This is a genomic window from Mesorhizobium sp. B2-3-10 (assembly GCF_006442275.1).
GTDB classification, from domain to species: domain Bacteria; phylum Pseudomonadota; class Alphaproteobacteria; order Rhizobiales; family Rhizobiaceae; genus Mesorhizobium; species Mesorhizobium australicum.
Genome location: NZ_VFVT01000002.1, coordinates 249,847 through 274,940 on the forward strand (window position 1 = coordinate 249,847; position 25,094 = coordinate 274,940).

General features: G+C 61.6%; 28 protein-coding genes and 1 tRNA gene. 16 read left to right on the top strand and 13 right to left on the bottom strand.

Features of this window, described 5'->3' with window-relative positions; translation table 11 throughout:
- Positions 1-4: 4 nt before the first annotated feature.
- Positions 5-1,822 carry an adenine deaminase gene (gene ade, locus FJ943_RS07820; protein ID WP_015318071.1) on the bottom strand — a complete coding sequence of 606 codons (1,818 nt, stop codon included), beginning with the start codon at positions 1,820-1,822 and terminating at the stop codon, positions 5-7.
- 84 nt (positions 1,823-1,906) lie between these two features.
- A complete protein-coding gene (locus FJ943_RS07825) occupies positions 1,907-2,284 on the bottom strand; it encodes a hypothetical protein (protein ID WP_041163464.1) in 378 nt (125 codons plus the stop codon).
- A gap of 187 nt (positions 2,285-2,471) precedes the next feature.
- Here FJ943_RS07825 and FJ943_RS07830 point away from each other — a divergent pair, with 187 nt between their 5' ends.
- Positions 2,472-3,134: an outer membrane protein gene (locus FJ943_RS07830; RefSeq protein ID WP_015318072.1), complete on the top strand. Its 663-nt coding sequence runs from the start codon at positions 2,472-2,474 to the stop codon at positions 3,132-3,134.
- Between the two features lie 282 nt (positions 3,135-3,416).
- A tRNA-Leu gene (locus FJ943_RS07835) sits at positions 3,417-3,502 on the top strand.
- A gap of 80 nt (positions 3,503-3,582) precedes the next feature.
- Here FJ943_RS07835 and FJ943_RS07840 read toward each other — a convergent pair.
- From FJ943_RS07840 to FJ943_RS07850, 3 genes are all read right to left on the bottom strand, one after another.
- The gene (locus FJ943_RS07840; protein WP_140720591.1) at positions 3,583-4,338 is read right to left on the bottom strand and encodes a DUF4239 domain-containing protein; all 756 of its coding nucleotides are present in this window, start codon (positions 4,336-4,338) and stop codon (positions 3,583-3,585) included.
- Between the two features lie 197 nt (positions 4,339-4,535).
- Positions 4,536-5,255 (bottom strand): carbonic anhydrase, encoded by a 720-nt coding sequence (locus FJ943_RS07845; RefSeq protein WP_140720592.1) that lies wholly within the window; start codon positions 5,253-5,255, stop codon positions 4,536-4,538.
- 167 nt (positions 5,256-5,422) lie between these two features.
- A complete protein-coding gene (locus tag FJ943_RS07850) occupies positions 5,423-5,710 on the bottom strand; it encodes a PilZ domain-containing protein (protein WP_140720594.1) in 288 nt (95 codons plus the stop codon).
- Between the two features lie 209 nt (positions 5,711-5,919).
- On the opposite strand from FJ943_RS07850, the gene FJ943_RS07855 reads away from it, so the two are divergent.
- Positions 5,920-6,459, top strand: coding sequence for a J domain-containing protein (locus FJ943_RS07855; protein WP_015318076.1), 540 nt, complete (start codon positions 5,920-5,922; stop codon positions 6,457-6,459).
- Positions 6,460-6,481: 22 nt separating this feature from the next.
- On the opposite strand, the gene FJ943_RS07860 is transcribed toward FJ943_RS07855, so the two are convergent.
- On the bottom strand, positions 6,482-7,060 hold the full coding sequence (locus tag FJ943_RS07860) for an NUDIX domain-containing protein (protein WP_140720596.1): 579 nt from the start codon (positions 7,058-7,060) through the stop codon (positions 6,482-6,484).
- A gap of 155 nt (positions 7,061-7,215) precedes the next feature.
- Here FJ943_RS07860 and FJ943_RS07865 point away from each other — a divergent pair, with 155 nt between their 5' ends.
- The 3 genes from FJ943_RS07865 (at position 7,216) to FJ943_RS07875 (ending at position 8,976) form a co-directional block, all read left to right on the top strand.
- A complete protein-coding gene (locus tag FJ943_RS07865; protein WP_140720598.1) occupies positions 7,216-8,319 on the top strand; it encodes an NADH:flavin oxidoreductase/NADH oxidase in 1,104 nt (367 codons plus the stop codon).
- A 109-nt stretch (positions 8,320-8,428) separates the two neighbouring features.
- A complete protein-coding gene (locus tag FJ943_RS07870; RefSeq protein WP_032935880.1) occupies positions 8,429-8,707 on the top strand; it encodes a DUF982 domain-containing protein in 279 nt (92 codons plus the stop codon).
- 29 nt (positions 8,708-8,736) lie between these two features.
- Positions 8,737-8,976, top strand: coding sequence for a DUF2188 domain-containing protein (locus FJ943_RS07875; RefSeq protein ID WP_015318080.1), 240 nt, complete (start codon positions 8,737-8,739; stop codon positions 8,974-8,976).
- A 70-nt stretch (positions 8,977-9,046) separates the two neighbouring features.
- Here the strand turns inward: FJ943_RS07875 and FJ943_RS07880 are convergent, their stop codons facing one another.
- On the bottom strand, positions 9,047-9,331 hold the full coding sequence (locus tag FJ943_RS07880; protein WP_015318081.1) for a hypothetical protein: 285 nt from the start codon (positions 9,329-9,331) through the stop codon (positions 9,047-9,049).
- A 364-nt stretch (positions 9,332-9,695) separates the two neighbouring features.
- On the opposite strand from FJ943_RS07880, the gene FJ943_RS07885 reads away from it, so the two are divergent.
- The 7 genes from FJ943_RS07885 to FJ943_RS07915 all read left to right on the top strand — a co-directional run bounded on the left by FJ943_RS07885 (position 9,696) and on the right by FJ943_RS07915 (position 17,928).
- Positions 9,696-10,439 (top strand): competence/damage-inducible protein A, encoded by a 744-nt coding sequence (locus tag FJ943_RS07885; RefSeq protein ID WP_015318082.1) that lies wholly within the window; start codon positions 9,696-9,698, stop codon positions 10,437-10,439.
- An 82-nt stretch (positions 10,440-10,521) separates the two neighbouring features.
- On the top strand, positions 10,522-11,355 hold the full coding sequence (locus FJ943_RS07890; protein WP_140720600.1) for a universal stress protein: 834 nt from the start codon (positions 10,522-10,524) through the stop codon (positions 11,353-11,355).
- 115 nt (positions 11,356-11,470) lie between these two features.
- Complete coding sequence (gene gpt / locus FJ943_RS07895; RefSeq protein WP_015318084.1) at positions 11,471-11,971, top strand: xanthine phosphoribosyltransferase; 501 nt, start codon at positions 11,471-11,473, stop codon at positions 11,969-11,971.
- A gap of 210 nt (positions 11,972-12,181) precedes the next feature.
- Positions 12,182-12,670: an NUDIX hydrolase gene (locus FJ943_RS07900; protein WP_015318085.1), complete on the top strand. Its 489-nt coding sequence runs from the start codon at positions 12,182-12,184 to the stop codon at positions 12,668-12,670.
- A 91-nt stretch (positions 12,671-12,761) separates the two neighbouring features.
- Positions 12,762-13,073, top strand: a complete 312-nt coding sequence (locus tag FJ943_RS07905) for a PilZ domain-containing protein (RefSeq protein WP_015318086.1) — start codon at positions 12,762-12,764, stop codon at positions 13,071-13,073.
- A gap of 674 nt (positions 13,074-13,747) precedes the next feature.
- Complete coding sequence (locus FJ943_RS07910) at positions 13,748-17,536, top strand: vitamin B12-dependent ribonucleotide reductase (RefSeq protein WP_140717388.1); 3,789 nt, start codon at positions 13,748-13,750, stop codon at positions 17,534-17,536.
- A gap of 26 nt (positions 17,537-17,562) precedes the next feature.
- The gene (locus FJ943_RS07915; protein WP_140720601.1) at positions 17,563-17,928 is read left to right on the top strand and encodes a hypothetical protein; all 366 of its coding nucleotides are present in this window, start codon (positions 17,563-17,565) and stop codon (positions 17,926-17,928) included.
- 758 nt (positions 17,929-18,686) lie between these two features.
- Here the strand turns inward: FJ943_RS07915 and FJ943_RS07920 are convergent.
- The 3 genes from FJ943_RS07920 to FJ943_RS07930 all read right to left on the bottom strand — a co-directional run bounded on the left by FJ943_RS07920 (position 18,687) and on the right by FJ943_RS07930 (position 20,536).
- A complete protein-coding gene (locus FJ943_RS07920; protein ID WP_140720603.1) occupies positions 18,687-19,184 on the bottom strand; it encodes a hypothetical protein in 498 nt (165 codons plus the stop codon).
- 79 nt (positions 19,185-19,263) lie between these two features.
- The gene (locus FJ943_RS07925) at positions 19,264-20,010 is read right to left on the bottom strand and encodes a hypothetical protein (protein WP_246671841.1); all 747 of its coding nucleotides are present in this window, start codon (positions 20,008-20,010) and stop codon (positions 19,264-19,266) included.
- Positions 20,011-20,014: 4 nt separating this feature from the next.
- On the bottom strand, positions 20,015-20,536 hold the full coding sequence (locus FJ943_RS07930; RefSeq protein ID WP_140720604.1) for a hypothetical protein: 522 nt from the start codon (positions 20,534-20,536) through the stop codon (positions 20,015-20,017).
- A gap of 183 nt (positions 20,537-20,719) precedes the next feature.
- On the opposite strand from FJ943_RS07930, the gene FJ943_RS07935 reads away from it, so the two are divergent.
- A complete protein-coding gene (locus FJ943_RS07935; RefSeq protein ID WP_140717398.1) occupies positions 20,720-21,088 on the top strand; it encodes a hypothetical protein in 369 nt (122 codons plus the stop codon).
- A 3-nt stretch (positions 21,089-21,091) separates the two neighbouring features.
- Here the strand turns inward: FJ943_RS07935 and FJ943_RS07940 are convergent, their stop codons facing one another.
- Positions 21,092-22,072 carry a DUF3592 domain-containing protein gene (locus FJ943_RS07940; RefSeq protein WP_246671842.1) on the bottom strand — a complete coding sequence of 327 codons (981 nt, stop codon included), beginning with the start codon at positions 22,070-22,072 and terminating at the stop codon, positions 21,092-21,094.
- A gap of 142 nt (positions 22,073-22,214) precedes the next feature.
- A complete protein-coding gene (locus FJ943_RS07945; protein ID WP_246671843.1) occupies positions 22,215-22,739 on the bottom strand; it encodes a lysozyme inhibitor LprI family protein in 525 nt (174 codons plus the stop codon).
- Between the two features lie 77 nt (positions 22,740-22,816).
- Here FJ943_RS07945 and FJ943_RS07950 point away from each other — a divergent pair, with 77 nt between their 5' ends.
- Positions 22,817-23,005 carry a hypothetical protein gene (locus FJ943_RS07950; protein WP_140662059.1) on the top strand — a complete coding sequence of 63 codons (189 nt, stop codon included), beginning with the start codon at positions 22,817-22,819 and terminating at the stop codon, positions 23,003-23,005.
- 36 nt (positions 23,006-23,041) lie between these two features.
- Here FJ943_RS07950 and FJ943_RS07955 read toward each other — a convergent pair whose 3' ends face one another.
- A complete protein-coding gene (locus tag FJ943_RS07955; RefSeq protein WP_140720606.1) occupies positions 23,042-24,115 on the bottom strand; it encodes a GH25 family lysozyme in 1,074 nt (357 codons plus the stop codon).
- A gap of 331 nt (positions 24,116-24,446) precedes the next feature.
- Between FJ943_RS07955 and FJ943_RS07960 the strand changes: the two genes are divergently transcribed.
- The gene (locus tag FJ943_RS07960) at positions 24,447-25,091 is read left to right on the top strand and encodes a DedA family protein (RefSeq protein WP_318011724.1); all 645 of its coding nucleotides are present in this window, start codon (positions 24,447-24,449) and stop codon (positions 25,089-25,091) included.
- Positions 25,092-25,094: the final 3 nt, after the last annotated feature.

The following is a 25,094-nucleotide window of genomic DNA, read 5'->3' on the forward strand; positions in this document are numbered from 1 at the left end:
GGTCTCAGACGAACAGATCGACCTTCTGGAACGTCGTCACGTCGATCAGGCCGACGTCGGAAATCCTGAGCTCGGGAATGACCACCAGCGCCAGCAGCGAGTGCTGCATGTAGGCATTGTTCAGGGAACAACCCATCTTGCGCATCGCCTCGGTCAGTTTCTCGGCCTTGGCGGCGACGATCTCGGCCCGCTCGTCCGACATCAGTCCGGCGATCGGCATTTCGACCAGCGCCAGTTCCTTGCCCCTGGAGAACAGCACGACCCCGCCGCCGACTTCGCCCAGTCGGTTCACGGCCAGCGCCATGTCCTGCTTGTTGGTGCCAACGCAGATGATGTGATGGGCGTCATGGGCGACGCTGGAGGCCATGGCGCAGTCGGCCATGTAACCGAAACCGGAGACGAAGGCATTGGTGACGCCACCCGTGCCCCTGTGCCGTTCGACCAACGCGATCTGACAGACGTCGTTGCGGCGGTCCATCGCGACCAGCCCGTCCTCGACCGGCAGATCGGCCTCCAGGGCCCGCGTCGGTGCCTGGTTCTCGATGACGCCGATCACCCGCACCCGCACCTCGTTGGCGCCCTTGGGTGCCGCGATATCGAAATCGCCGGCCTTCAGTTTCTTGCCCAACTTGACGGTGTTCTTCGCCGTCTTCGGATAATCATAGGCCGGGATATCGATGTCCAGCTTGCCGCCCTTGGCCAGCCTGACGCCGCGCGCATAGACCTCGTCGATGCTCATTGCGGCGAGATCGGAGACGACCAGCAGGTCGGCCAACCGCCCCGGCGCGATCGAACCGATCTCGCGTTCCAGTTTGAAATGCTGAGCGGTGTTGAGCGTTGCCATCTGGATCGCGGTCACCGGCTTCAGCCCCTGCTGGATGGCGTGGCGCACCACCCGGTCCATGTGGCCGTCCTGGACAAGAGTGCCGGAGTGGCTGTCGTCGGTGCAGAGGATGAAATTGCGCGGATCAATGCCGCTCTCCGTCACCGCCTTGATCTGAGAGGCAACGTCGTACCATGCCGAGCCCAGCCGCAGCATCGCCTTCATGCCCTGGCGCACGCGCGCGATGGCATCCTCGGCCCGCGTGCCTTCGTGGTCGTCCTCTGGGCCGCCGGCGACGTAGCCATGGAACGGCAAGCCAAGGTCACGCGAGGCATAGTGGCCGCCAACCGTCTTGCCAGCCTGAACCGTGGCGGCGATCTCGCCCGACATGACGGGATCGTTGGCGGCGACGCCGGGGAAATTCATCACTTCGCCGAGCCCGATGATGTTTTCCCAGGTCATTGCTTCCGCGACATCGGCGACCGTCAGCTCGGCGCCGGCATGCTCCAGCCCCGGTGCCGACGGCACGCAGGACGGCATCTGCACATGCACGTTGATGGGCATCGCCACCGCCTCGTCATGCATCAGCCGCACGCCTGGCAGGCCCAGCACATTGGCGATCTCATGCGGATCGATGAACATCGAGGTGGTGCCGTGCGGGATGACGGCGCGGCAGAATTCGGTGACTGTGACCATGCTGCTCTCGACATGCATGTGGGCATCACAAAGGCCGGGCACGAGGTAGCGGCCGCCGGCGTCGGCCACCTTGGTGCCCTGCCCGATCGTGTGGCTGGCATTCGGCCCGCAATAGGCGAAGCGGCCGCCCGATATGGCGATGTCGGTGCCGGCGATGATCTCGCCCGAATGGACGTTCACCCAGCGCCCGTTGCGGATGACCAGATCGGCGGGTTTGCGGCCCATCGCGACATCGACCAGATCGGTCGCCATTTCGGTCCACGGTTTGGGTTTTGTCGCGCGGACGGGCGGCTTCCTGATCATCAAAGACTCCTGTTTGTCCGACTGTGCCAAGCCGACGGCGTTTTGGCCAGCGAGGAAGAATGGATTTGCCTGGAGATTGCCGGATTACTCCGGTTTCACGTCAACTTCGACCTTGGCGTCGCCGGCTGAAATCCGCTCGGCGATACGCTCGACCTCGCCGCCCTTGAACGTGCCGCTGACCATGATTTCGCCGCCGCGTATCGGCTCCACGACGCGCGGCGACATCACCACGGCGCCGTCGATGCTGAGATCGACAATCTTGCCGACATTTGCCCCCGTAAACCTGGCAAAGGCTTTGCCGCTGTCGGGAGTGAGCTTCAGGCTGAGCATGGCCTGCCCCGAAACAGAATCGGGAACGGCCACGGCCTTGGCAATGATGAGCGTCAGCGGTTCGGCCACGGCGGCCTGACCGACCAGCACCACCGCCGCGACGGCCGCGACCAAGCGGAACAAGATGCGCATAAAGGATCCTCTCACGATGGCGGTGTTTCGCACGAGGCGCGCGCCACCGCAATCGCGGCAGCACGCTACCCGCCAACTCCTCGAGACCCGCGAGGACGCTAACCGCGTTTGCAGAAATCCGATTCCGTTTTGCCGAAAATCAGGTTAGGCTCCGACCTGGGGTCTATGACTCTTCTCGGGGAGTTCGATGCATCGCCTGATGGTCGCAAGTGCCGGTCTTCTTGCCCTGTCCTTGCCGGCATTTGCTGCCGACGCGACAGTCGATGTGCCGATGACCGCGCCTGGCTTCGACTGGACCGGCTACTATGCGGGCCTGCAGGCAGGATATGGCTGGGGCCGCTCCGAGATCACCACGACGGAAGGCGCGCCGTTTTCCATCACGCCGGACGTCGGCGGTGGGTTCGTCGGCGGCCATGTCGCCGGCCTCTGGCAGTTTGATCAGGCAGTGCTGGGCGCCGAGGCGGACCTCAACTATTCCTCGGTCGACGGCATGGCGCAATCGGGCCTGGGAGATACATTCGGCGCCGACATCAAGTGGTTCGGGTCGGTCAACGCCAAGGCCGGCTTCGCAATGGACCGCCTGCTGGTCTATGGCATCGGCGGCATTGCCTTTGCCGGCATCGAGACGTCGCAGACCTCGGGGCCAGGGTTCGACAACACGGGCACAAATGTCGGCTGGACCGTGGGCGCAGGCGTCGACTACGCGCTGACCGACAAGTTCGTCGTCGGCGCGCAATATCGCTACTACGACTTCGGCTCAGAGAACCACGAGGCACCAGCCCCCTTCAACGACCGCGATCAGAGCGTGAAACTGAACACGGTCGGCATCAATCTCAGCTACAAATTCTGAACGTAGTCCACAGGTGACGTTTTCGGCCCTGGCTTACAACGGCCGCGGCTACTCGCTGGAAAGGGGGCGGCCGGCGCCCCCAAGTGGGCGGGGGGATGGGTTGGCCTGAGAGGCGCCGGCCCAGGCGGATCAGATCCGCCACGCAGATATTTACCGATGCGCGCGGCGCGCATAATTCCGCGATCGCGCCAGTATCGTTATGCCACCTCCTCTGGGTGCGCGTTCGGCCACCGCAGAACACGACTTGACGGGCTGTGTCTGGCATCTGAAAAGGACGTGCCTGCGGACGTGGCGGAATTGGTAGACGCAAGGGACTTAAAATCCCTCGATCTCTGATCGTACGGGTTCGATTCCCGTCGTCCGCACCAGAAAAAGTCTTCAGATTTGTTTGGATTTTTCTCTGTTGAACCGCCGCAGCATCATTTAGCCGGCGTGTCACTGCTGCGGATCACTGCTGTAACTCGGACAGTGCCCTCTCCATCGGTGCCATTGAAATCTGGATCGGGCCGGAAAAAGCCACGTCCATGTCGAAGATCAGGTAGATCGCCCCGGCAACCAAAGCCGCCGATGCCGCGTAGGTCGAAACGGTGATCGTATTGCGTGGCGCCCTGAAGCCGAAGCTGGCGAAGATCAGCACCAGCCAGGTAACCAGGAGCGTGATCAGAGGCACCGGGATCGTGCCCTCCGACTGCTCGATCAGCACCCAGCGCAACTCCAGCACTTTCTGCAAATGCTGGCGGGCGTCCTGCACAATGAAGCCATGCGCATCGTCGGTCGGCGCCAGCGCACTCAGCCGGGTGCCGATTTCCGCCAGCAACTGCTCAGAGAGCCGGTTGGCGGCGACCAGCGTCTCGCTGGTGGGCGAAGAATCACCCGCCACACGCCGCACATAGACGACCAGCGGCTGGCGTACCGTGTCGGTTTGCGGGCCATATTGGCGCAAGGTCCTGTCGAGAAGGATCAATTCGGTCGCATAGGCGTGCACGTTGCGGTCGATCGATTCGAAGGTGTTCCTGGCCGAGTTGATCATCAGGCCGAGCATCAGCGAGGTCATGACCCCGAACAGGTTCGCGGCGTGCCGAACCACGGTGTTCGTGTCGTCGTCACGATGTTTGGCCGGCAATTTTGGCCATATCGCCGTGCTGGCGAGCGCGGCCACCGTCAGGCATAGGAAGATTACCATTGCGATGAAAGCTTCGCGCATGCCGCTCATTCCGATTGGCAATGGCAAGGCGTCAGTTGATGACCGCCATTGCGATTCCGGCGCGTCCTTGCGCCCTGCCGAACGGCTGCCGCGGCCCTTGTAGCCGAGATAGGCGGCCGTCACCGCCCCGGAAGGCGAGCCAAGCCAGACGCCGACGCATCGAGGCCCCAGAGCCTTCGATCTCGATGACGGGTGTGTCATTCGATGTAAGTCACCGCACCCGTTTGCAAATCATAGATTGCCGCGACTATCTTCAGCTTCCCCGCCTTGATGAGGCCGGCTAGCACCTTGCTCGAGGCGGCCAGGCGCCTCGCGGTCCTCCGCGCGCTTTCCTTGGCGGTGTTGTCGACGAAATCACCCGCTTCGCTCCGCACTGCTATCGCCGCGGGCAGGATCGGTTCGATCATCGGGCCGATCGCGCCAGGATAGGTCGCGTTCTTGGTCACCACGTCGCACGCCGCCTTGACGGCGCCGCAGTTTGTGTGCGCGAGAACGACGATCAAGGGTGAGCCGAGCACCGCTGCCCCGTATTCGACCGTACCGAGCGTGGCGGTGTCGACGAGGTTGCCAGCATTCCGGGCGACGAACAGTTCTCCAACGCCGTGACCGCCGAAGATCAGTTCAGGCGGAACGCGACTATCGGCGCAACTGATGATCGTGGCCCAGGGCGCCTGGTGTGCGGCGACAGCATTCCGCTGCGCGGCAAGGTCTGTCGAGCAGAGTTCCGGGTGACTGACGTAGCGTTCGTTGCCGGATTTCAGTGCGGCGAGCGCGTCGTCGAGGCTCAGCGGGGGCACCGCACCTTGGGCCGCGCGCGCCGACCACGTGGCCCCACCAACGCCGAACGCAACGAGCCCCGCGCCGACTTTGAGGAAATCCCTCCGGTCGACCGCTTTGCCATCACAGGTGTAGCACATTCTCAATTCCCCGCCCTGGTCCCCAAGGCATAATATGCGCTCGCTCTAATATATAGCAAGCGATCGGCGACAACGTCAGGATTGATGAGATGGCGGCGGGATGCGAGACGACGAAAGCCACCGGCAACGCAGTGCTGGGTGCCCTCGTGTCAACCGACTTACCGCCTTTAGGTGACCTTCAGCGAGAAATTGCCGTGGATCTGGATGCCCAGTCGCTCGCCCTTTCTCCAGCGCACTTCCGCTCGATAAGTCGCACCGTCCAACGGCACGCGCAGCCGGAAGGTATTTGGCACTTCAACCCCCACAGCGACACGCAACTCGGCGCCATGCTCATGCTGGTTTCTGACGGCGCAGCCTATTTCGCCATCCTGCGTGATTATGAACGCCTCCTTCAAAACCACCTCGCGTAAGTGCGTTCGACGCTCTACTGGAGGTTCAGAAGGTTTATCGGTCATGGCAAGCCGCCTCCGACGAGCGAAATGCTACCAGACCAAGGTCTGCAGCTCAGGACGCAAAGGTCTGACGTTTTCGCTTAATTCGTGTATCTGACCCTTTGTACGCTCGGCACATTAGTAAATCGTGAAATATATACTCTATGGTCGTCGCCAAAATTGTCACCTGACGCTGAGACACAGACGGCGAAAATGGCATGGGGAAGCCAGGTATGTTCATCGACTTCTACGAAATGCTGGAAATCAGTCCGAATGCCAATTCGGAAACGATAGAACGCATTTTTCGGCATTTTGCCATGCGCTACCACCCCGACAACCAAGTCACTGGGAACGAGTCACGCTTCAGCGATATTCTTGAGGCTCACAACACGCTCAAGGATCCGGTCAAGCGTGCGCAATACGACATTCAGTACAAGGCGCATTTGAACCACCGGGCCGAGCTGACCGATGAGGCGAGCAACACAAAGGGCTTCGATCGAGATTCCGTCATTCAAGCCAAAGTGCTGTCACTGCTGTATGTAAAACGCCGGCAGGACGTCAATCATCCCGGGATAGGCGATGAAGAACTCGAACGAATGTCAGGCTGTCCGCAAGAGCACCTCGAGTTTCACCTCTGGTATCTGAAAGCAAAGGGCTGGATAGCCAGGACGGAAAACGGCACGTTCGCCATAACCGTCGAAGGCGTCGATCGCGTTAATTCCGAACATCATCGTGACGCGGCCACCACCCGACTGTTGGGTCACGCGGGCTGAATTGAGATCGCTCGGTCTCTGATCAAGCCGTCACCGGATTCAGCTTCAGGTGCTGGATCAGGATGATGGTCTTGGCATCGACAATGCGGCCATCGGCGATGCCGGCCAGCGCTTCGTCGAGCGGCATTTCCAGGACCTCGATGTCCTCGCCCTCCTCCGGAGAGCCGCCGCCGGCCGAGATGCGGTCGGCGGGCGAGTAGCGCGCGACGAAGAACCAGAGCCGCTCGGTGACGCTGCCCGGGCTCATATAAGGCGAAAACAGCCGCTCGATGTCCTTCAACCGGTAACCCAGTTCTTCCTCGGCTTCCTTGCGGATGGCGGTTTCCGGATCGTTTTCGTCCAGCAAGCCGGCGCAGGCCTCGATCAGCGGCTCGCGGTGGCCGGTGACATAGGCGGGATAACGGAACTGGCGCACCAGAAGCACAGTCGAACGCTGGGGGTCATAGGGCAGGATCACCGCGCCGTCGCCGCGATCATAGGTCTGGCGGACCTGCGTCTCCCATTGACCGTCACGCCGGCGATAGTCGAGCACGGTCTTTTTCAGGACCGCCCAGTCGTCGGAGAGAACCTCTTCCGAGCGGATACGAACGCGGTCTTCCATATGACACCTCGATGCTGGCTGGCGGACGCAGGCGTAGCCGCGAAGCGGAACAGGCGCAATCCGGCGATTGGTCCAGCGCGCGCTTCACCGTCTCGTGTGTGGTATGGACGGGTGCCGTCGCCTAGATAGCGCATTCCCCTTCCCGGAGTTTTTCCATGACGACATCGCTTTTCCATCCGATCACCCTCGATGGGCTCACCTTCCCCAACCGCATCGCCGTGGCGCCGATGTGCCAGTATTCCGCCGAGGACGGCTCGGCCAGCGACTGGCATCTTTACCACTGGATGAACCTTGCCATGTCCGGTGCCGGCATGGTCACGGTGGAGATGACCGACGTCGAGCGGCGCGGGCGCATCAGCCATGGCTGTCTCGGCCTCTATTCCGAAGACAATGAAGCCGCCGCGCGGCGCGCGCTGGATGCGGCCAAGCGCGTGGCCGCACCCGGCACTAAGTTCGGCACGCAGCTGGCGCATGCCGGCCGCAAGGCCTCGAACCGCAAGCCTTGGGAAGGCGGCGGCCCGTTGCAGCCAAACGAGGATCCCTGGCAGACCGTCTCGGCCTCGGCCCTCGCCTACGACGCCGGCTGGAACGTGCCGCGCGCCCTGGACGATGAGGAAATCCTGCAGCTCGTCGAGCGGTTCGCGGACGCCGCAAGGCGGGCCGACCGTGCCGGCTTCGACTTCATCGAACTGCATGCGGCGCATGGCTACCTCATCTTCCAGTTCCTGTCGCCACTGTCCAACCAGCGCACGGATCGCTGGGGTGGCTCGCTGGAAAACCGGATGCGTCTCGTCGTCGAGATCGCCAGGGCGGTGAAGAAAGCCGCGCCGAAACTGATGCTCGGCGCACGGCTGTCGGTGAAGGACTGGGTCGATGGCGGCTTTGACGTCGCGGACGCGGTCGAGGTGGCGAAAGCGCTGAAGGCCGAAGGCGTCGCCTATCTCTGCTGCTCGAGCGGCGGCAATTCGCCATTGCAGAAATTACCCACCGGCCCCGGCTATCAGGTGCATCTGGCCGAAGCCGTGCGCAAAGGCGCGGGCATCCCGACCCGGGCGGTCGGCCTGATCGACGACCCGAAACAGGCCGAGGCTGTTATCGCCGAGGGTCGCGCCGACATAGTGGCGCTGGCGCGAGCCTTCCTCGCCGATCCGCGCTGGGGATGGCGTGCGGCCGCCACGTTCAGCGAAAAAATTCATCCGGCGCCGCAGCTCGCCCGCTCGGTGACGACGATGGAACATTGGATGAAGGCCACCGGCTGATCCCCCTTTCTCCCGACGCCGGCGCGCTTGCGCAACGGCGTCGCGACCTTTGGGCGCAGGCCGAAGGCCACTTTTGCAACCAAATTGGCTGCTTTGCGTTGCGGCCATGATGATGGACAACAAACCCTTTGAAACGCCGGTCGTGGTCGAGCTTGGCCATGTCGGCAAATATCGCCATATCCGCTCGACCCAGGAGGCGGCCGAGTGCCTGATGACGGTGTGGCCGCTCAATCGCGGGCCTCGTCATCGTGATGCCCTCGACACTTGCCTCAAAGTGCTGGAAGGTTATCGTTCGACAGCGGAAGCGCGCCGGGCACTGATAGAGGCGGCCAGGGAATCGGAAGTGCTGGTGCCCGACGACAAGCTGCCCGACGACCGGCTGCATTGAGCAGGCGGACCTTTTAACTGGAGGTTTTGATGGCGAAGCTGACTTACAAGATCGTCGAGCATGACGGTGGCTGGGCCTACAAGGTCGGTGCGACCTTCTCGGAGACATTTCCCACCCATCAGGATGCATTGCGTGCCGCCGAGATCGCTTCGGCCGAACAGCAGGTGGCGGGTTCCACCGATGGTATCCAGTATGAGGACGCCGAGGGCAAATGGCACGAGGAACTGGCCGACGGCCGCGATCGGCCTCAGACTGAAATCTCGGATTGATCCAGCCCTGCGCCAGCCGCGGACGCCAGGAGAGACGGCGTCCCGCGGCAGGCAATACGCGGCTGCCTATTTACTTGCCGCAATACTGATCGTTGACGTTGCCCTGAGCGTTCGCATCGGGGCCTGGCGTGCTTGAGGCACAAGGCCCGGCCGGGCCGGGGTTGCCAAGGGTGCTCAATCCAGAGCCGTCGGCGTTGATGCTGCCAGTGGTGCTCTGGTCGATGGCCGAGGAATCCTCATTGCCGAACAGCCACCAATTGTGATGGTTGGAATAGGTAGCGTCCGACGATTGGGCCATCGCCGATGTGGCGAGACCGATCGTCAGGACGGATGCTGCGAAAAGTTTCCTGTACATTGATTTTACTCCGTATCTTGATCTTGGCCGCCTTGGGATGCGACACGGGGTAAACCTGACCGTCAGCCGAATGGTTCCCTGAAATTCTCGTGAAGTGGCGGTGATGTCGGGTGACAAAAGCGCGTGCCGCCATGCGCTCGAAGGCTGTGACCTGTTCGGGCGCGACGGATTGCGGCACCACCTCGGCCCTGGTCGCCCTCCGCGACCGAGGACAATCCGGAAGGGCTTGTTCCCATCCTGGTCAAGCCGCGCTTGGTACTGCAATGCAGGTGTGGTGGACGTGTCGGATCGTTCGCCTTTGGACGGCATTGCCGCCGCCCATCCGCCGCGCTATTTCAGGCGACCCGTCCTGCCGGAGCGTTCCATGCCTGAAATCGTCACTGCCGCCATGCTCGTCATCGGCGATGAGATTCTGTCCGGCCGCACCAAGGACAAGAACATCGGCCATCTCGCCGATATCATGACGGCGATCGGCATCGACCTGAAGGAGGTACGCATTGTTCCCGACGAGGAAGACGAGATCGTCGCGGCGGTGAATGCCGTGCGCGCGCGCTATACCTATGTCTTCACCACCGGCGGCATCGGCCCGACGCATGACGACATCACAGCCGATTCGATCGCCAAGGCGTTCGGCGTGCCTTGCGAATACGATGCCAAGGCCTATGCCCTGCTGGAGGCGAGCTATGCCGCGCGCGGCATCGAATACACGGAGGCGCGCAAGCGCATGGCGCGGATGCCGCGCGGCGCCGGCCATATCGACAACCCCGTCTCCGTGGCGCCCGGGTTCCGCATCGGCAACGTCCATGTCATGGCCGGCGTGCCCTCGATCTTCCAGGCCATGCTCGACAATGTCGTGCCGACCTTGAGAGCCGGCACCAAAATGCTGTCGGCCACGGTGCACTGTCCGTTCGGCGAGGGCCTTGTCGGCGGGCCATTGGGCGAGATCCAGAAAGCCCATCCGGATACGATCATCGGCTCCTACCCCAAGTATGGCGACGGCAAGTTCTGGACCGAACTGGTCGTTCGTGCCCGCAGCGCGGAGGCGCTTGAAGCCGCGCGCGCCGACGTCGAGGCCATGGTGGCAGGCTTCGCGGCTGAGGCGAGCTGATCCGCTGCAAACCGGAACCAAGAACGACGCTCCAGCGTTTCCATGGCGCGAGGCTCGTGACTCGCACCATTGAGGGGTCATCATGCGTTTCAAGACCATCGTTGCCATTCTGCAGAACGAGCAGGACGCCGAGCGGGTGCTCGACTGCGCCATTCCGCTTGCCAGCCGCTTCGAGAGCCATCTGATCGGCATCCATGCCGAGGCGCTCCCGGTGCCCTACACGTCGGCGACGGGCTTTCCCGATACGGAATTCCTGCAGGTTTCCGCCGACATGAACCGGGAGCGGGCCGACAAACTCCAGGCTGTCTTCCTGAAGCGGATCGAGGATTCCGGCCTTTCCTTCGAATGGCGCAGCCTGGAGAGCTTCTCCGGCGACAGCGCACTGACCGGTATTTCAAGCGTGCGCGCCGCCGATCTCATCATCGCCGCCCAACGCGAGACCGGCGGCGATCCGAGCGCCGACGTCGATACGCTTGTCTACGACGCCGGCCGGCCGGTGCTGGTGGTGCCGAGTGCGGGTCCGCTGGTCACCACCTTCAAACGCGTGCTGCTTGCCTGGAACGGCAGCAAGGAGGCCGCGCGCGCCGCCTTCGATGCCTTGCCTTTCATCATCGAGGCCGAGAAAACCGACATACTGGTCATCGATCCGCCCGATACGCTCGACGAGCGCCCGGAGGCAGCGGGCGCCGAAATCGCGTCGGCCCTGTCGCGCCACGGCGCCACCGTTAGCGTCTCGGTGCAGAAATCGGGCGGCACCTCGGTCGACGACATGATTCATAACAGGATCACCGAGACCGGCGCCGATCTGCTGGTGCTTGGCGCCTATAGCCACTCCTGGCTGCGCCAGCTGCTGTTCGGCGGGGTAACACGCACGGTGCTGCGCTCGGCACAGGTCGCGGCCTTCCTGTCGCGATAAGTCCACAGCGATTGCTGCCAGCCACCCTTGCCAAGTCTGGGGGTTTCCAGTTAATTCCGCGCGCATTCCCCTGTTTCTTGCACGCGGCCGCCGCGTGCCGTGGAGTGCGCGAGACATGTCCCTTCCCGAAAAAGCCTTCCCGGTCTCCTGGGACCAGTTCCATCGCGACGCGCGCGCACTTGCCTGGCGGCTTGCCGGCACCAGCAAAGGTCAGTGGAAGGCTATCGTGTGCATCACGCGTGGTGGCCTGGTCCCGGCGGCGATCATTTCGCGCGAACTCGGCATCCGCGTGATCGAGACGGTCTGTGTCGCCTCCTATCACGACTACACCAGCCAAGGGCAGTTGCAGGTGCTGAAGGAGATCACGCCGGCCTTGCTGGCCGACGATGGCGCCGGCGTGCTGATCGTCGACGACCTGACCGACACCGGCAAGACCGCCGGCATCGTGCGGGCAATGATGCCGAAGGCCCATTTCGCGACAGTCTACGCCAAGCCGAAAGGCCGGCCGCTGGTCGATACGTTCGTCACCGAGGTCAGCCAGGATACCTGGATCTATTTCCCTTGGGACATGGGTTTCACCTATCAGAAGCCGATCGCCGACGATCACGCCGGCTGATTCGCGGCAAGCTGCTTTTTTCCAATCAAGCCAGCGCCGACGGCAATATTTGCTTGCGCGAAGGCATCCGCCGCCAAGATATCCTGTGAAATCGACCCTTGTTGGCGGAAATCAGCCAGCGTGACCGAAGTTTTTACTTTTATTGGTCACAATTAGCCGTAAGATTCATGAGACGGCAAACGATTCTGGAGGCTGGGGCTAGCTTCTCCGATGTTGACACGGCCAACGACGCACAACCACCTTGCTGAAAGGGTCAGGCGACTCTTTGGCACGGCGCCGTGCCGTCTGCAGGTTGCCGCCCTGCCCTGGCGCGATGTCGGGAACGGCGTCGAGGTCATGTTGATCACCAGCCGTGATACTGGCCGCTGGGTGCTTCCAAAAGGCTGGCCGGAAGCCAGGGAGCCGCTCTGCGAAGCGGCCGCCCGCGAGGCCGCCGAGGAAGCCGGTTTGCGCGGAAACATCTCTCATCTCGAAGCCGGCCGCTATTTCTATGCCAAGGTGCTGGCTTCGGGCGAAGAAGTGCCTTGCGAGGTTCTGGTGTTCCCACTGCACGTCGACAAGATCGCGGACCGCTGGAAGGAAAAGCACTCCCGCACCCGCAAATGGGTCAGTTCCAGCGAAGCCGTGCGCATGGTCAATGAACCCGACCTTTGCCAGATCATCGCCTATTTCTGTGCCGACCCACGCAGGTTCTCCTGATCGGCGCCTTTCGCGGCAGACGCACAACCTTGTGCCGCAAGGGTTTGCTAATTTTTGGTGGTTAGGATCGATCGTTCCTGGCGTTTGATCGATGGCGAATCCCGCAGACCCACTTCAGCACGACCCCGGCGAGCCGCAGCGCGAGCATCGTCCGCGCGTGCTCAAAGGTGGAACAGTCATCACGGGGATCCAGAATTCCGAAGTCGCCTGTACGGTGCGCAACCAGCATGCGGGCGGCGCCGAACTGAAGTTACCGGCCGAAGCCAGGGTTCCCGATCATTTCCTTCTCTACATACCGCTCGACGGCGTCGCCTATCGCTGCGAGGTCCGCTGGCGCCGCAGCGACCGGATCGGCGTACAGTTCAACGGGACCGAACCCAAGCCGAAGCTACACTACGGCTGAGGCCCGGCTCACCGGCTTGGCTGGCTTTTTTGCGGCATCCCAGCAAATGTTTCGCAGCGCCCGTGCCACTGGCCAACGATCGCACCGGCTTACCGCCGGGCAGATGGCCGACGGCGGGTCGACTCTATCCCCGTTATCCACATGTGTGACACACAAGATGTTGGGGTCACAAAAGCTACGCAAACGAATCCTTGACGGCTCGAAACGAGTCGCCTTTTATAGGCCATGCGCTCCTGTTGAGAGCGCGACCGGAAAGTTCTGAGCCCGGTCTTTTTCCCGGATTATGTGCGTTTTGCCCGCATTTCCGCCTGTTTACGAGGCCGGCGGAAGCGTTGGGATCGTGGGTTGGGTGGGCGACGAAAGGGAGAATTGTCGGACTGGAATAAATTGTCTGTTAATACTATATTTAGTGTTTGCAGCTAAGTTCGACGCTAGATAGTGTGAATTTCCCTCGAGTGAGGGAATCGAAAAATTCAGTTTTGAGGGGCCCGCGGGCCGGTTGGCAGCCTCGGCAGATGCCTGGCAAGGCGTATTGTCGTGAGCGTGGCCGAGCCTGCGAAGAGGAGATGCCGGCATTGTTCGCAATGCCGGCAAACGGCGGACTGCGCGTTTCGTCTTTTGGGGCAGAAATCCCCTGATGAAAGCGCTATATGTAGACAAAAGGGACCGGACCAATGCGCATCGAGCGTCGTTTCACCAAGCCAGGACATGCAGGCCAAGAAGGGGCCGCTTATGCGGAGATCGAATTCCGCAAGGCGCTTTCCGAGATCAAGAATCCGGATGGCTCGGTGGTGTTCCGTCTGGACAACATCGATGTGCCTGCGCAGTTTTCCCAGGTCGCCGCCGACATCCTGGCTCAGAAATATTTCCGCAAGGCCGGCGTTCCCGCGCGCCTGAAGAAGGTCGAGGAGAACGACGTCCCCTCTTTCCTGTGGCGTTCCGTCGCCGACGAAGCCGAACTCGCCAAGCTTCCCGAGGCCGAGCGCTACGGCTCCGAGATCGACGCCCGCCAGGTCTTCGACCGGCTGGCCGGCACCTGGACCTATTGGGGCTGGAAGGGCGGCTACTTCAAGGCGTCGGAGGAAGACGCGCGCGCCTTCCGTGACGAGCTTGCCTATATGCTGGCGACCCAGCGCGTCGCGCCGAACTCGCCGCAATGGTTCAACACCGGCCTGCACTGGGCCTATGGCATAGACGGTCCGAGCCAGGGTCACTTCTATGTCGATCCGTTCACCGGCAAGCTGACCAAGTCGAAATCCTCCTACGAGCATCCGCAGCCGCATGCCTGCTTCATCCAGGGGGTGCAGGACGACCTCGTCAACGAGGGCGGCATCATGGATCTGTGGGTGCGCGAGGCGCGCCTGTTCAAATATGGCTCCGGCACCGGCTCGAACTTCTCGCTGCTGCGCGGCGAAGGCGAAAAGCTGTCCGGCGGCGGCCGCTCGTCCGGCCTGATGAGCTTCCTCAAGATCGGCGACCGCGCCGCTGGCGCCATCAAGTCGGGCGGCACGACGCGCCGTGCGGCGAAAATGGTCATCGTCGACGCCGACCACCCCGATATCGAGGAATTCATCGACTGGAAGGTCAATGAAGAGCAGAAGGTCGCCTCGCTGGTAACCGGCTCCAAGATCGTCAAGAAGCATCTCGAAGCGATCATGAAGGCCTGCGTGAACTGCGAAGGCCATGACAACGACTGCTTCGATCCGGCCATCAACACGGCGCTGAAGCGCGAAATCAAGTTGGCCAAGAAATCGGCTGTGCCGGAAAACTACATCTACCGCGTCATCCAGTTCGCCAAGCAGGGCTACACCTCGATGGCGTTCAAGACCTACGACACCGACTGGGATTCCGACGCCTATCTCACCGTTTCGGGCCAGAACTCCAACAATTCGGTGTCGCTGAAGGACAATTTCCTGCGCGCCGTTGAAGAGGACGCAGACTGGCACCTGACCGCCCGCAAGGACGGCAAGGTCTTGAAGACACTGAAGGCGCGGGACCTCTGGGAAAAGATCGGCTACGCCGCCTGGGCGTCGGCGGATCCCGGCCTGCACTTCAACACCACGATGAACGACTGGCACACCTGCGCTTCGGCCGGTGCGATCCGGGCCTCCAACCCGTGCTCGGAATACATGTTCCTCGACGACACGGCCTGCAATCTCGCCTCGATCAACCTGCTGCCCTACCGCAACACCGACGGCACCATCGATATCGCAGCCTACGAGCACACCGTGCGGCTGTGGACCATGGTGCTGGAAATTTCGGTCATGATGGCGCAGTTCCCGTCGAAGGAGATCGCCAAGCTCTCCTACGACTACCGCACGCTGGGCCTCGGCTATGCCAATATTGGCGGCCTGCTGATGACCTCGGGCATTCCCTACGATTCCGACGAGGGCCGCGCCATCTGTGCCGCGCTGACCGCCATCATGACCGGCGTCGCCTACTCCACCTCGGCCGAGATGGCCTCCGAGCTCGGCGCCTTCCCGGACTATGACCGCAACGCCCAGAACATGCTGCGCGTAATGCGCAATCATCGCCGCGCCGCCTATGGCGACAAGGACGGCTACGAGAAGCTGGCCGTCAATCCTGTGCCTCTCGTCGCATCGGACCTGAAGCAGCAGGATCTGGCCATCCACGCCAAGGCCGCCTGGGACCGCGCCATCGAACTCGGCGAGGAGCATGGCTACCGCAACGCACAGGCAACCGTGATCGCGCCGACCGGCACGATCGGTCTGGTCATGGATTGCGACACCACCGGTATCGAGCCCGATTTCGCCCTGGTGAAGTTCAAGAAGCTCGCCGGCGGCGGCTATTTCAAGATCATCAACCGCGCCGTGCCGGAAGCGCTTCGCACGCTGGGCTATTCCGAGAGCCAGATCGCCGAGATCGAGGCCTATGCCGTCGGCCACGGCAATCTCAACCAGGCGCCGGCCGTCAACCCCGGCTCGCTCAAGGCCAAGGGCTTCACCGACGACAAGATCGCGGCGCTCAACGCGGCGCTGAAGTCGGCCTTCGACATCAAGTTCGTCTTCAACCAGTGGACGCTCGGCGCCGACTGGGTGAAGGAGACCTTCGGTTTCACCGACGAGCAGCTCAACGACTTCTCGTTCGAAATGCTGCCGGCACTGGGTTTCTCCAGGAAGGACATCGAGGCCGCCAACATCCATGTCTGCGGTGCGATGACGCTGGAGGGCGCGCCCTTCCTCAAGGCCGAACACCTCCCCGTGTTCGACTGCGCCAGCCCCTGCGGCAAGATCGGTAAGCGCTCGCTGTCGATCAACAGCCACATCCAGATGATGGCGGCGGCACAGCCCTTCATTTCCGGCGCCATCTCCAAGACCATCAACATGCCGAACGACGCGACGGTGGAGGATGCCAAGAGCGCCTACATGCTGTCGTGGAAGCTGGCGCTGAAGGCAAACGCGCTCTACCGCGACGGCTCGAAGCTGTCGCAGCCGCTCAATGCGTCGCTGCTCGCCGATGGCGACGAGGACGAGGACGAGGCGATCGAACAGCTGATCCAGGCACCGGCTGCGGCGCGCGCGGCGCAGATCACCGAGCGCATCGTCGAACGCATCATCGAACGCGTGTCGCGCGAGCAGGAAAAGCTGCCCGGCCGCCGCAAGGGTTATACGCAGAAGGCCAAGATCGGCGGCAACACCATCTTCCTTCGCACCGGCGAATATGACGATGGGCGTCTCGGCGAGATCTTCATCGACATGAACAAGGAGGGCGCCACCCTGCGTGGCCTTCTCAACAACTTCGCCATCGCGATCTCGCTTGGCCTGCAGTATGGCGTGCCGCTCGACGAATATGTACACGCCTTCACCTTCACCAAGTTCGAGCCGGCCGGCATGGTCATCGGCAACGATGCCATCAAGAGCGCGACGTCGATCCTCGACTACGTGTTCCGTGAGCTGGCCATTTCGTATCTCGGCCGCAACGATCTCGCCCATGTCGACCAGTCGGATTTCTCCAATACCGCACTCGGCCGTGGCATCAGCGAAGGCAAGACCGACGCCGTCTCCAAGGGTCTGACCCGCGGTTCGCCGGTGAAGCTGGTCTCGAGGGCAGGCGAGCCGAAGGGCTTTGCCGGCTCCGGCACCCCTGCCCGCTCGGCGCCGACAGCCTTCTCCGGCTCCAACGTGCTGGCATTGAAGCCCGCAACCGACGAGGCGGTCGCCTACAAGCGCGACTATGAGGAGCGGGCCAAGGAATTGGCGGAAGACATCGCCTTCGAGGAAGCGGCCTCCGATGCCTCGACCGATACCACCGCGGCGCTGTTCACCGATACGGCGGCCCATGAAGCGGCCGAAGCGAAGAAACTCGCCGCCGACCGCCGCGCCAAGTCGCTGCTGCAGGGCTACACCGGCAATTCCTGCTCCGAGTGCCAGAACTTTACGATGGTGCGCAACGGGACCTGCGAGAAGTGCGATACGTGCGGTGCCACGAGCGGGTGCTCGTGATGAAGTACTGGAGAGGAGTTCGGGAGATGAAACTTCAATCGGTAAACACCACTGATTATATTCGCACTCGGCTGACCTCGGTCAGCCGAGTGGCAGCCTTTGATGCGACACCCTGCCTTGATCCCGATATCGGCGAAGCATTTGATTTCGTGCCCAATGAGCCCGGACTGATCTGCTGGTTTAATGCAGATGGCAGTCTCGAATCTATTGATGCCACGATGGATATGCGCAAACGGCTAATCGACATATATAGGAGTACTGCCGGAAATGGCCGGCGCGCCCCTCATCTTTTCGCCTATGATGTTTGTCACGACCCCAAAGCGGCACGTGAAAAATTGGTGGAAGAACACGTCAGAATATATGAGCGGTTTCCCGCAGCGCGAACTGCCTAGCGATCAAATAGTAAGATAAGAAAAAGGGGCCTAGTTGGCCCCTTTTTCTTATCTTACGACCCGAAGTTTCGGTTTTGAATCTCGATTTTTGACTGGAGATGACACCGTCTCCATTATCATTTCGGAACCTGTCTCATTGCCGTCCGTGTCAAAGCGAAATTCAGTTCTCCGTCCCGATTTCCCTGTAATGGAAATTCGAAAAGGTTCTGCGCTACTCCTAACCACATCAAACTCAACCACGACCCCGCTATCGGAGTCGTCGACACGCAATGGCCTAATTGGAAATTTTCCATCTCGCGGACTCATTGCATCCACAGCCTTCTCCCTCGATATTTAGATCGCTCATCGCTTAACACCACAACATATAGGCTAGCGGAATAACCAACTTGTTAAACCAGACTCATATGCTGGTGGAACGGACCTCACAATTTATGCACGATTTTTATCGCTGCCATAGCCAATTCCATTGAATGATCCGTCCAATTCGTTGACGTTGCAAAAATACCCGTGGAATCCAACATGCGTTTTGGAAAACGACGTGCCTGAGACCAAGTTCCATTTTTTCATCGAGTGCTCGCCAGCCATCATCATCAATGAACAGTTCTCGCTTCAGCTCACGGCCGGCAAGGCGCAGGAACTCAAGGTTCCGCGCTTCATCCGCGACTGGCTAAGGCGTGATCTTTTTTGGATTGAGTCAATCGATAACGAAACGAGTAGGCAGTTGATACCGCCGCCTTATCCAAAAGGGCGTTGTCGAATTAACCGAAAAAACCGGCAGCTGCTCCAACCACACCGAGAGTGGTCGAAGTGCTCTTCTTCACAAATCGCAGAATTCTCTTCTTGTTGGTGTGAGCTTTAATTTTCGAAGTGACGTCTTCGCGAAAATCATCAGGCGCTCTTCGGCCATTCTTAGATTCGTGAACGACAATATCGGCAAGCTCTTCAATCGTGCGAATGATCTCATCATCAGACATATTCGCCAGAGAAACATAGTAATATTCGCTCTCGTCGCCAAAATTCTCAAACAAAATGACTGGCAGCTCGGCGCTTGGAATTCCCTGCTCGTCAATGATCGCCCTAGACAACAAAATCCCGTAGTCCCTAGATGCAATTGGTATGTTCGAAACATACCCCTCTCTTCGATAAGGGATGAGCATGTGCCATGAGCTTCCAACGTGCGCGTCAAAGCCGTCTTTGGCACCTAGGACTAAGCTGATGTTTCTGTTCGAATATCCACTATCCAGAAACAGGGTCACGAGGGAGCGATCCTGTTTTAGCTGATTCAGCTGCTCCTTCCTGGAAATAGTGAGCAATTTCTTCCCCCAAAGTAGATGCCTATTTCTGGTCATCATTTTTGAAAAACTGACGCGGCGTCAAGCAAAAAGCAAGAGTTGCTCTTGGTTGACGTCCACGCGGCCCAAACCAAGGCAATAGGCCGGAAGCATGAACCGGATCGGTATCCCTGAACTGCCCCGCGGGCAGCACCCGCAGCGTTCCCTCGCCAAACAACGGCTTATCTCGTCCGACACGCACGAACAGCACTTTTCGGCCCCTACCCGCAGGCACCTCGAAATACTGGAGGCCATCAGGCATTTCGCCCCAGTCGCCGCAGGGCGGGTCGGGGACCTCGTCAGGGTCGGCCCGCGCCTTCAGCTCTTTCGCATAAGCGGCGTCGGGGCTGAATGCGTAGCGTTTGACGCCGGCGGGCACGGTGCCCTCCGTGTAAGGCGCGAGCTCGCAGCGGGCGTTGACGGCCTTGTCGGTCTTTTCCAGGAACAGGCGCCGCATGGCAGCCTCCGCGGTTTCGCCAGGCTGGATGTCGAACATCTCGACAAGCGGATCTGGCGCACCGCTATCGCTGTATTTGATGGCGAGCGCATTGCCGACAAACTCGAAATGGATCTGGCGAAATCCGAAATCGCAGCGCTGCGCCCATGCGACCAGGCCGATCGTCTTGTCGGTCAGTTTTTCCCAGACGCATTTGTCGATCGGCGGGCGCGATGGTACCGGCTCCTCCGCACGCGCCCCGGCAGATACCGTCACGGACGCGAACAGGGCGCAGGTCCAGACGATCGATCTCATGGCGCTATTCATCGCTGCATCCCATCAAGGTGAAGGCATCCCATGCCCAGCCATCCGGATTGGCATTGGCGAAATCGGCCCATTCGGTGAAAGCCGCGCCGAAATCCGGCAACAGCAACCCTTTCGGCGCCGGTGTCGCTTCGCGCGAATTCAGCTGCTCGGCGCCGCGTCCGGTCAGGGCATAAACCTGCCCGTCCCATATCCGGCAAAGCCCGCTATCGTCTTGCAGACCCGCTTCGCGGTCGTCGTCGGTGCAGGGGTAGCGGATGGTACCGAGCGGAAACGAGTTCTTGCCGTTGGTCCAGGTAATATCGGCCGGCAGGCTTATGCCGGTATGAGGCACGGCCAGCGAGAACACCTGCGTCGTCAGTGCCGCCGGTTCGTTGCCCAGCGGCCGGAATTGCATGACCGCGCCCGAGCGTGGCTCCTGGTAGGTGGCGTGGCTCAGGAGGCATTCCTTGGCGCCCGCCGCTTGCATGAGCCCGAGCGAACCCAGGGCAACGAAGGCCAGTTTGCGAATGATCATCGAAATCTCGGGCAATCTGTTGTGAAGCAAGGCCGGCTGCGTGCCGGGCCGCACAGTCGCATCATCCGTACAAAACCATAAGCGAAATCCGGAACCGCTGCGTTTATCGTGCCTCGATCGAAAACTTGCGCCACACAAACCCGCAATCTGTATGATCGAACGCAGCGGCCCAGGAGACAAAAGATGCAGCGTTTGGCACTGATCATAGCGATCTCCGCAACTGCGATTGTGCCGGCCGTAGCGGCAGCGCCCTATGTCGGGACGTGGTCCAGCGATAGGTTGAACTGCCATGCGACCGCCGACGTCCAGCGCCAGACTGTCTTCACTGTGGATCAGTCGGCCCTGTCGTTTCCCAACCTCGGCTGCGAGCACGCGATCTTTCGCAAAACCGCCATCGGCTGGGTGGTTCGTGCCAGCCAGTGCTACGGCGCGGACCCATCGCTCGACGAGCCATTTTCTCGCACCATCCATATCAAAATCGACGGCGCGACGGTGCGGTTGAGCTGGCGCGGATTCGACAGCGGACCTCTCGTGCGCTGCTCAAGGCGGTGACACTCAGACCAACCCGACTAGCAAGGCCGCGCCGCCGAGAAAGCCTGCCGAGCAGGCCCACAGCAGCCATAGCCCACGCACCCGGCATTCGAGCACCGCCGAGGCGGGGTTGGCGGGGTCATAGCGAACGTCGACCTTGCTGCCCTCGACATAGCGCCGCGCCTGACCGCCGACGAGGCCGGGCAGCGAGGCCGTCACGCTGGCGCCGAAAGCGACGCGATCGGCGCTGTAGCGCTGTCCGGCGACACCATAGCTGTAGACGATGCGGGACTTGAACACCGTGCGCCAGGGCCGGTACCCACCGCCCTCAAACCGGTCGCGGGTCTTGATCGCCTGCAGGCCGGACGCATCGATACGGCCGGCGGCGGTCGGCCATGTTGCCGCCTGCCCGGCCATTGATCTTTGGGCAAAGCCCATGCGCAGCACGAAAAGCCCCATGAACAGCAGGAATGCCGCCGCACCGAGGTTCCGCGGCTTGGGCAGATGCGGCCCGATAGCCTCCAGCACGCCACCGACCGAAAACACCAACACCAGCGCACCAACCACGAGCCCCGCCGAAAGCTGGACCATGAACTTGAAGGCGCCGTCCGGCATGGTGCGCTCGATCACGGCCTTGCCCGGGCTGGACGGGTCATAGAACACGGTTACCGCCGCGCCACGCGGAAACCGCGCAAGGGTTTCCGCGACTTCGAAATTTCCGAGGTTCTCCTGCACGCTGTAGTGCGAACTTTGAAATGTCTTGCCGCCCACCTTGTACTCATAGGTGATGGCCGGAAAGTTGCGGATTTCGGTCGAGGTGCTGCTCTCCGAGCCGGTACCCGAGCTTGTCACCTCGCGCGCCTCGACGCGCGACGAGACGATCTTTCCAGGCGTCGGCAACCAGCGGCTGGCCGCCTTGACCTCGAGCCATTTCAGGAAGGTGACGATCGACAGCATGCCGGCGACCGCGCAGGCAAAGCCGACCAACAGAAACTTGAGCTCCAACTCGTCCCCCCGACGACTAGAGTACAGCAGCACGCATATAGACAGCATGGCGAGGGCAATGTCTCGTCTATTCGCAAGATCAGGAAATGACCGCCGGCAAGGTTCAATGGTGTCGCGGGACTATGGGAGCGGCGACCAGCCGCTATTCGGCATCCTCTATTGCCATGACGCGAACATAGCCCTCCAGCTGAAGGGCGCGATCCCGGATGATGTTGGTGGCGTCGGCAGCCTGCATGGGCACGTACATCGTGCCTTGCCTTGTTTCATAGAGAGCGCCCCGTGTCTTCGCCTCGCTGTCGCGGAAGGCCAGCCAGGCGCGTTGTGACAGGCGAAGATTTTGCGCTGCCTGGCGCGGTAATTTGCGCAGGAGTGTCGCATAAGCGGCATTCATGCGGCGATCGTAGTCGCTTGATGCCGTCGCCTCGCAGTCGGTTTGGCCTGCCGTAGAGCCATTGGCTGGATCATCCAGGCAGCGGTCGAGCGTATCGGCGGTGGCGTCTTTCAGACCCGCGGCCATCGGGCTCGCGGGCAACAGCAATGTCAGCAGGCAGACCAGTGCCCCACCGAGCCGAAGCCTCACACCGATGTTCTCCATCTTGCCTCCGAGGACGTATCCGAAGCACGGTGGGAACCGCGCCAGGAACTGGTGGCCAACGCGGCGGGCCATCCGCACGATGACGTGATAAAAGGGATGATCGATCCGATCGGACGGAGATCCAGGAGACAACAGCCGGGACGATGCGCATGAGCGAACAAACCGAAGATGACACCGATATACTGAACCAGCTCGCCTATGTCAGGGCCGATCCGACCCAGCACGACACGTTGACCCTTCTCGCCATGATCGATGCCGCGATCGCCGAGATCATGGGCTTGAGGGCGCGGCTGCGGTTGAGCGAGGAAAAGAACGGCGGGAGCAACCAGTTCCAATAGGTGGACAGGACGAGCGCCGACGCGAAAGCATCGGTTCTAATCCGCGTCGGCCATCATGGCCCGACCTCCGCCGCCGGCCCAGGCGCGCCATTGCCGCTCATCGCCATGGAAGACGTTGAGATCGATGCGGCCGGTCACGCCATGCGACAGGCCGGAGCCGGAATACTGCCAGAACAGCCATTTGCGATCGGGATAGACCTTTGACGGATGCCGGGCCACGGCGCGCAGCCAGAACGGGTAATCCGGGAATGCGCCCTGAAGGTTGTCGCGATAGAAATCGGGCGCAGTGTAGATGATCGGCCGCTGGCCGTAATGGCGCTCCAGCTTGTCCATGAACACCTGCATCTTTTCCAGGACCTTTTCGCGCGACGGGCGCCGCTGGCAGCTGGAATCGCCGTTCCACTCGACGTCGATCACCGGCGGCAGCGCGCCGTCGACCTTCGGCACGTTGCGGATGAACCAGTCGGCCTGCTCGCCGGCGGTGCGGCACCAGTAGAAGAAATGATAGGCACCGCGCTTCAGGCCCGCCGCGTCGGCATCACGCCAGTTCTTCATAAACAGGGGGTCGAGGTGGTCGCCGCCGTCGGTCGCCTTGATGTAGGCGAAGTTGGCGCCCTGGGCGCGCAGCTTCTCCCAGTTGACGTTGCCTTGCCAGCGCGACACGTCCACCCCGTGCACGGCAAGGTGACGGGGCGACGAGCGGCCGAAATTGATCGGCTTGGCATCGCGGAAGCCATAACGCGTGACCGGGCCGGCCAGCATGGACGGTGCCGCCCGCGACAACAGCTTCGGCGGCGACACCAGGGCTGCCTCCTCGATCGGCGGCTCGACGCTGTCGGGCAGTTCGGGTGCGGGAAACGCCACCGTCTCTTCCTCGGCAAGGCCATAAGGCCGAGCGGTGGTATCCTCTGCCGCAGCCTCAATCCGCTTGCGCGCCGCGTTTGCCCTGGCCACCGGAACGGACGCGATCGGCGCGCTTGGACGCACCACCGAACTGGTGACTTCATTGGACGGCTTCTGCATGTCGAGCGCATCCATGCCCGATGTCGACGAACAGCCGGCAAGGCACAGCGATGCGATCACGAAACTCACGACGCCTGGTAACCGCATCTGGACCTGTACTCGAACACAACAGACCGAAGGCGACGGCCGACGGACAACCAGACGAGTTATGAACGAGAAATTACCAATAAAGTTTGAATCAAGTTTTTTACCATAGCTGTGGCCGCGTTCCGACAGTCGTCGGCAGCGGCCCGGCCAAGCCTTGACAGGGCATGATGTGGCTGTTGAGAACGGGGTGCGGCGCGGCGGCCCTGCCCGCGCCAAGGGCCGCAAGCTGCCGGTCGAGAATTATTACGGCTGGCTCGTCGACGGCAAGCTCGACGAACTCAGGAGCTTGCTCGACAGGGCAGCTGAGGAACACTTTCAACACGGAGCTTGCGTGCAGTCGTTCATCGACCAGAGCGTATGTTTCATCGAGAACCATCAGGCCTGGGCGGGTCTCGTGGTCGGATTGCTGGCCTTCGGCGAATCGCTGGTGCTGGTCGGCATCCTGTTGCCTGGCACCACGGTGCTGATCATCGTCGGCGGGCTGGTGGGCGCCGGTATCGTCCAGCCCCTGCCCGTTCTCCTCGCCGCGATGCTCGGCGCGGCGCTTGGCGACACCATTTCCTATTTTCTCGGCAAATGGCTGGGGCGTGGCGTCGTCCACAAATGGCCGCTCAACCGCTATCGCCGCGAGATCGCCAGGGCGCGCCTGTTCTTCCATCGCTACGGTGTCGCCGCCGTTTTCGTCGGCCGCTTCTTCGGTCCGGTGCGTGCCACCGTGCCGCTGGTCGCCGGCATGATGGGCATGAACAGGCGGCGCTTCCAGGCCGCCAACATCCTGTCGGCGATCATCTGGGCGCCGGTCGTGCTGTCGCCTGGATGGCTGGTGGCGAAAGGAGCCGACAATCTGCCCGAACTCGACGCGACCAGCCTGTTCGGCCTGGCGGTGATCGCGGCCATGGTGGTGGCGATCATCGTCGCCGTGCTTGTCGTCAGACTGCGTGGCAGGCGCAATGCAGGGAGTGCGTCTCGCGATTGAAGG

Excerpts from the sequence above, each read along its gene's own strand:
- FJ943_RS07885 (WP_015318082.1), top strand. The coding sequence starts at position 9,696 with ATGCCTGAAATCGTCACTGCCGCCATGCTCGTCATCGGCGATGAGATT.
- FJ943_RS07850 (WP_140720594.1), bottom strand. The coding sequence starts at position 5,710 with ATGACCGATAAACCTTCTGAACCTCCAGTAGAGCGTCGAACGCACTTA.
- FJ943_RS07825 (WP_041163464.1), bottom strand. The coding sequence starts at position 2,284 with ATGCGCATCTTGTTCCGCTTGGTCGCGGCCGTCGCGGCGGTGGTGCTG.
- ade (WP_015318071.1), bottom strand. The coding sequence starts at position 1,822 with ATGATCAGGAAGCCGCCCGTCCGCGCGACAAAACCCAAACCGTGGACC.
- FJ943_RS07880 (WP_015318081.1), bottom strand. The coding sequence starts at position 9,331 with ATGTACAGGAAACTTTTCGCAGCATCCGTCCTGACGATCGGTCTCGCC.
- FJ943_RS07840 (WP_140720591.1), bottom strand. The coding sequence starts at position 4,338 with ATGCGCGAAGCTTTCATCGCAATGGTAATCTTCCTATGCCTGACGGTG.
- FJ943_RS07910 (WP_140717388.1), top strand. The coding sequence starts at position 13,748 with ATGCGCATCGAGCGTCGTTTCACCAAGCCAGGACATGCAGGCCAAGAA.
- FJ943_RS07875 (WP_015318080.1), top strand. The coding sequence starts at position 8,737 with ATGGCGAAGCTGACTTACAAGATCGTCGAGCATGACGGTGGCTGGGCC.
- FJ943_RS07860 (WP_140720596.1), bottom strand. The coding sequence starts at position 7,060 with ATGGAAGACCGCGTTCGTATCCGCTCGGAAGAGGTTCTCTCCGACGAC.
- FJ943_RS07915 (WP_140720601.1), top strand. The coding sequence starts at position 17,563 with ATGAAACTTCAATCGGTAAACACCACTGATTATATTCGCACTCGGCTG.
- FJ943_RS07925 (WP_246671841.1), bottom strand. The coding sequence starts at position 20,010 with ATGAGATCGATCGTCTGGACCTGCGCCCTGTTCGCGTCCGTGACGGTA.
- FJ943_RS07890 (WP_140720600.1), top strand. The coding sequence starts at position 10,522 with ATGCGTTTCAAGACCATCGTTGCCATTCTGCAGAACGAGCAGGACGCC.
- FJ943_RS07950 (WP_140662059.1), top strand. The coding sequence starts at position 22,817 with ATGAGCGAACAAACCGAAGATGACACCGATATACTGAACCAGCTCGCC.
- FJ943_RS07870 (WP_032935880.1), top strand. The coding sequence starts at position 8,429 with ATGATGGACAACAAACCCTTTGAAACGCCGGTCGTGGTCGAGCTTGGC.
- FJ943_RS07945 (WP_246671843.1), bottom strand. The coding sequence starts at position 22,739 with ATGGCCCGCCGCGTTGGCCACCAGTTCCTGGCGCGGTTCCCACCGTGC.
- FJ943_RS07955 (WP_140720606.1), bottom strand. The coding sequence starts at position 24,115 with ATGCGGTTACCAGGCGTCGTGAGTTTCGTGATCGCATCGCTGTGCCTT.
- FJ943_RS07900 (WP_015318085.1), top strand. The coding sequence starts at position 12,182 with ATGTTGACACGGCCAACGACGCACAACCACCTTGCTGAAAGGGTCAGG.
- FJ943_RS07935 (WP_140717398.1), top strand. The coding sequence starts at position 20,720 with ATGCAGCGTTTGGCACTGATCATAGCGATCTCCGCAACTGCGATTGTG.
- FJ943_RS07845 (WP_140720592.1), bottom strand. The coding sequence starts at position 5,255 with ATGTGCTACACCTGTGATGGCAAAGCGGTCGACCGGAGGGATTTCCTC.
- FJ943_RS07830 (WP_015318072.1), top strand. The coding sequence starts at position 2,472 with ATGCATCGCCTGATGGTCGCAAGTGCCGGTCTTCTTGCCCTGTCCTTG.
- FJ943_RS07855 (WP_015318076.1), top strand. The coding sequence starts at position 5,920 with ATGTTCATCGACTTCTACGAAATGCTGGAAATCAGTCCGAATGCCAAT.
- FJ943_RS07865 (WP_140720598.1), top strand. The coding sequence starts at position 7,216 with ATGACGACATCGCTTTTCCATCCGATCACCCTCGATGGGCTCACCTTC.
- FJ943_RS07930 (WP_140720604.1), bottom strand. The coding sequence starts at position 20,536 with ATGATCATTCGCAAACTGGCCTTCGTTGCCCTGGGTTCGCTCGGGCTC.
- FJ943_RS07905 (WP_015318086.1), top strand. The coding sequence starts at position 12,762 with ATGGCGAATCCCGCAGACCCACTTCAGCACGACCCCGGCGAGCCGCAG.
- gpt (WP_015318084.1), top strand. The coding sequence starts at position 11,471 with ATGTCCCTTCCCGAAAAAGCCTTCCCGGTCTCCTGGGACCAGTTCCAT.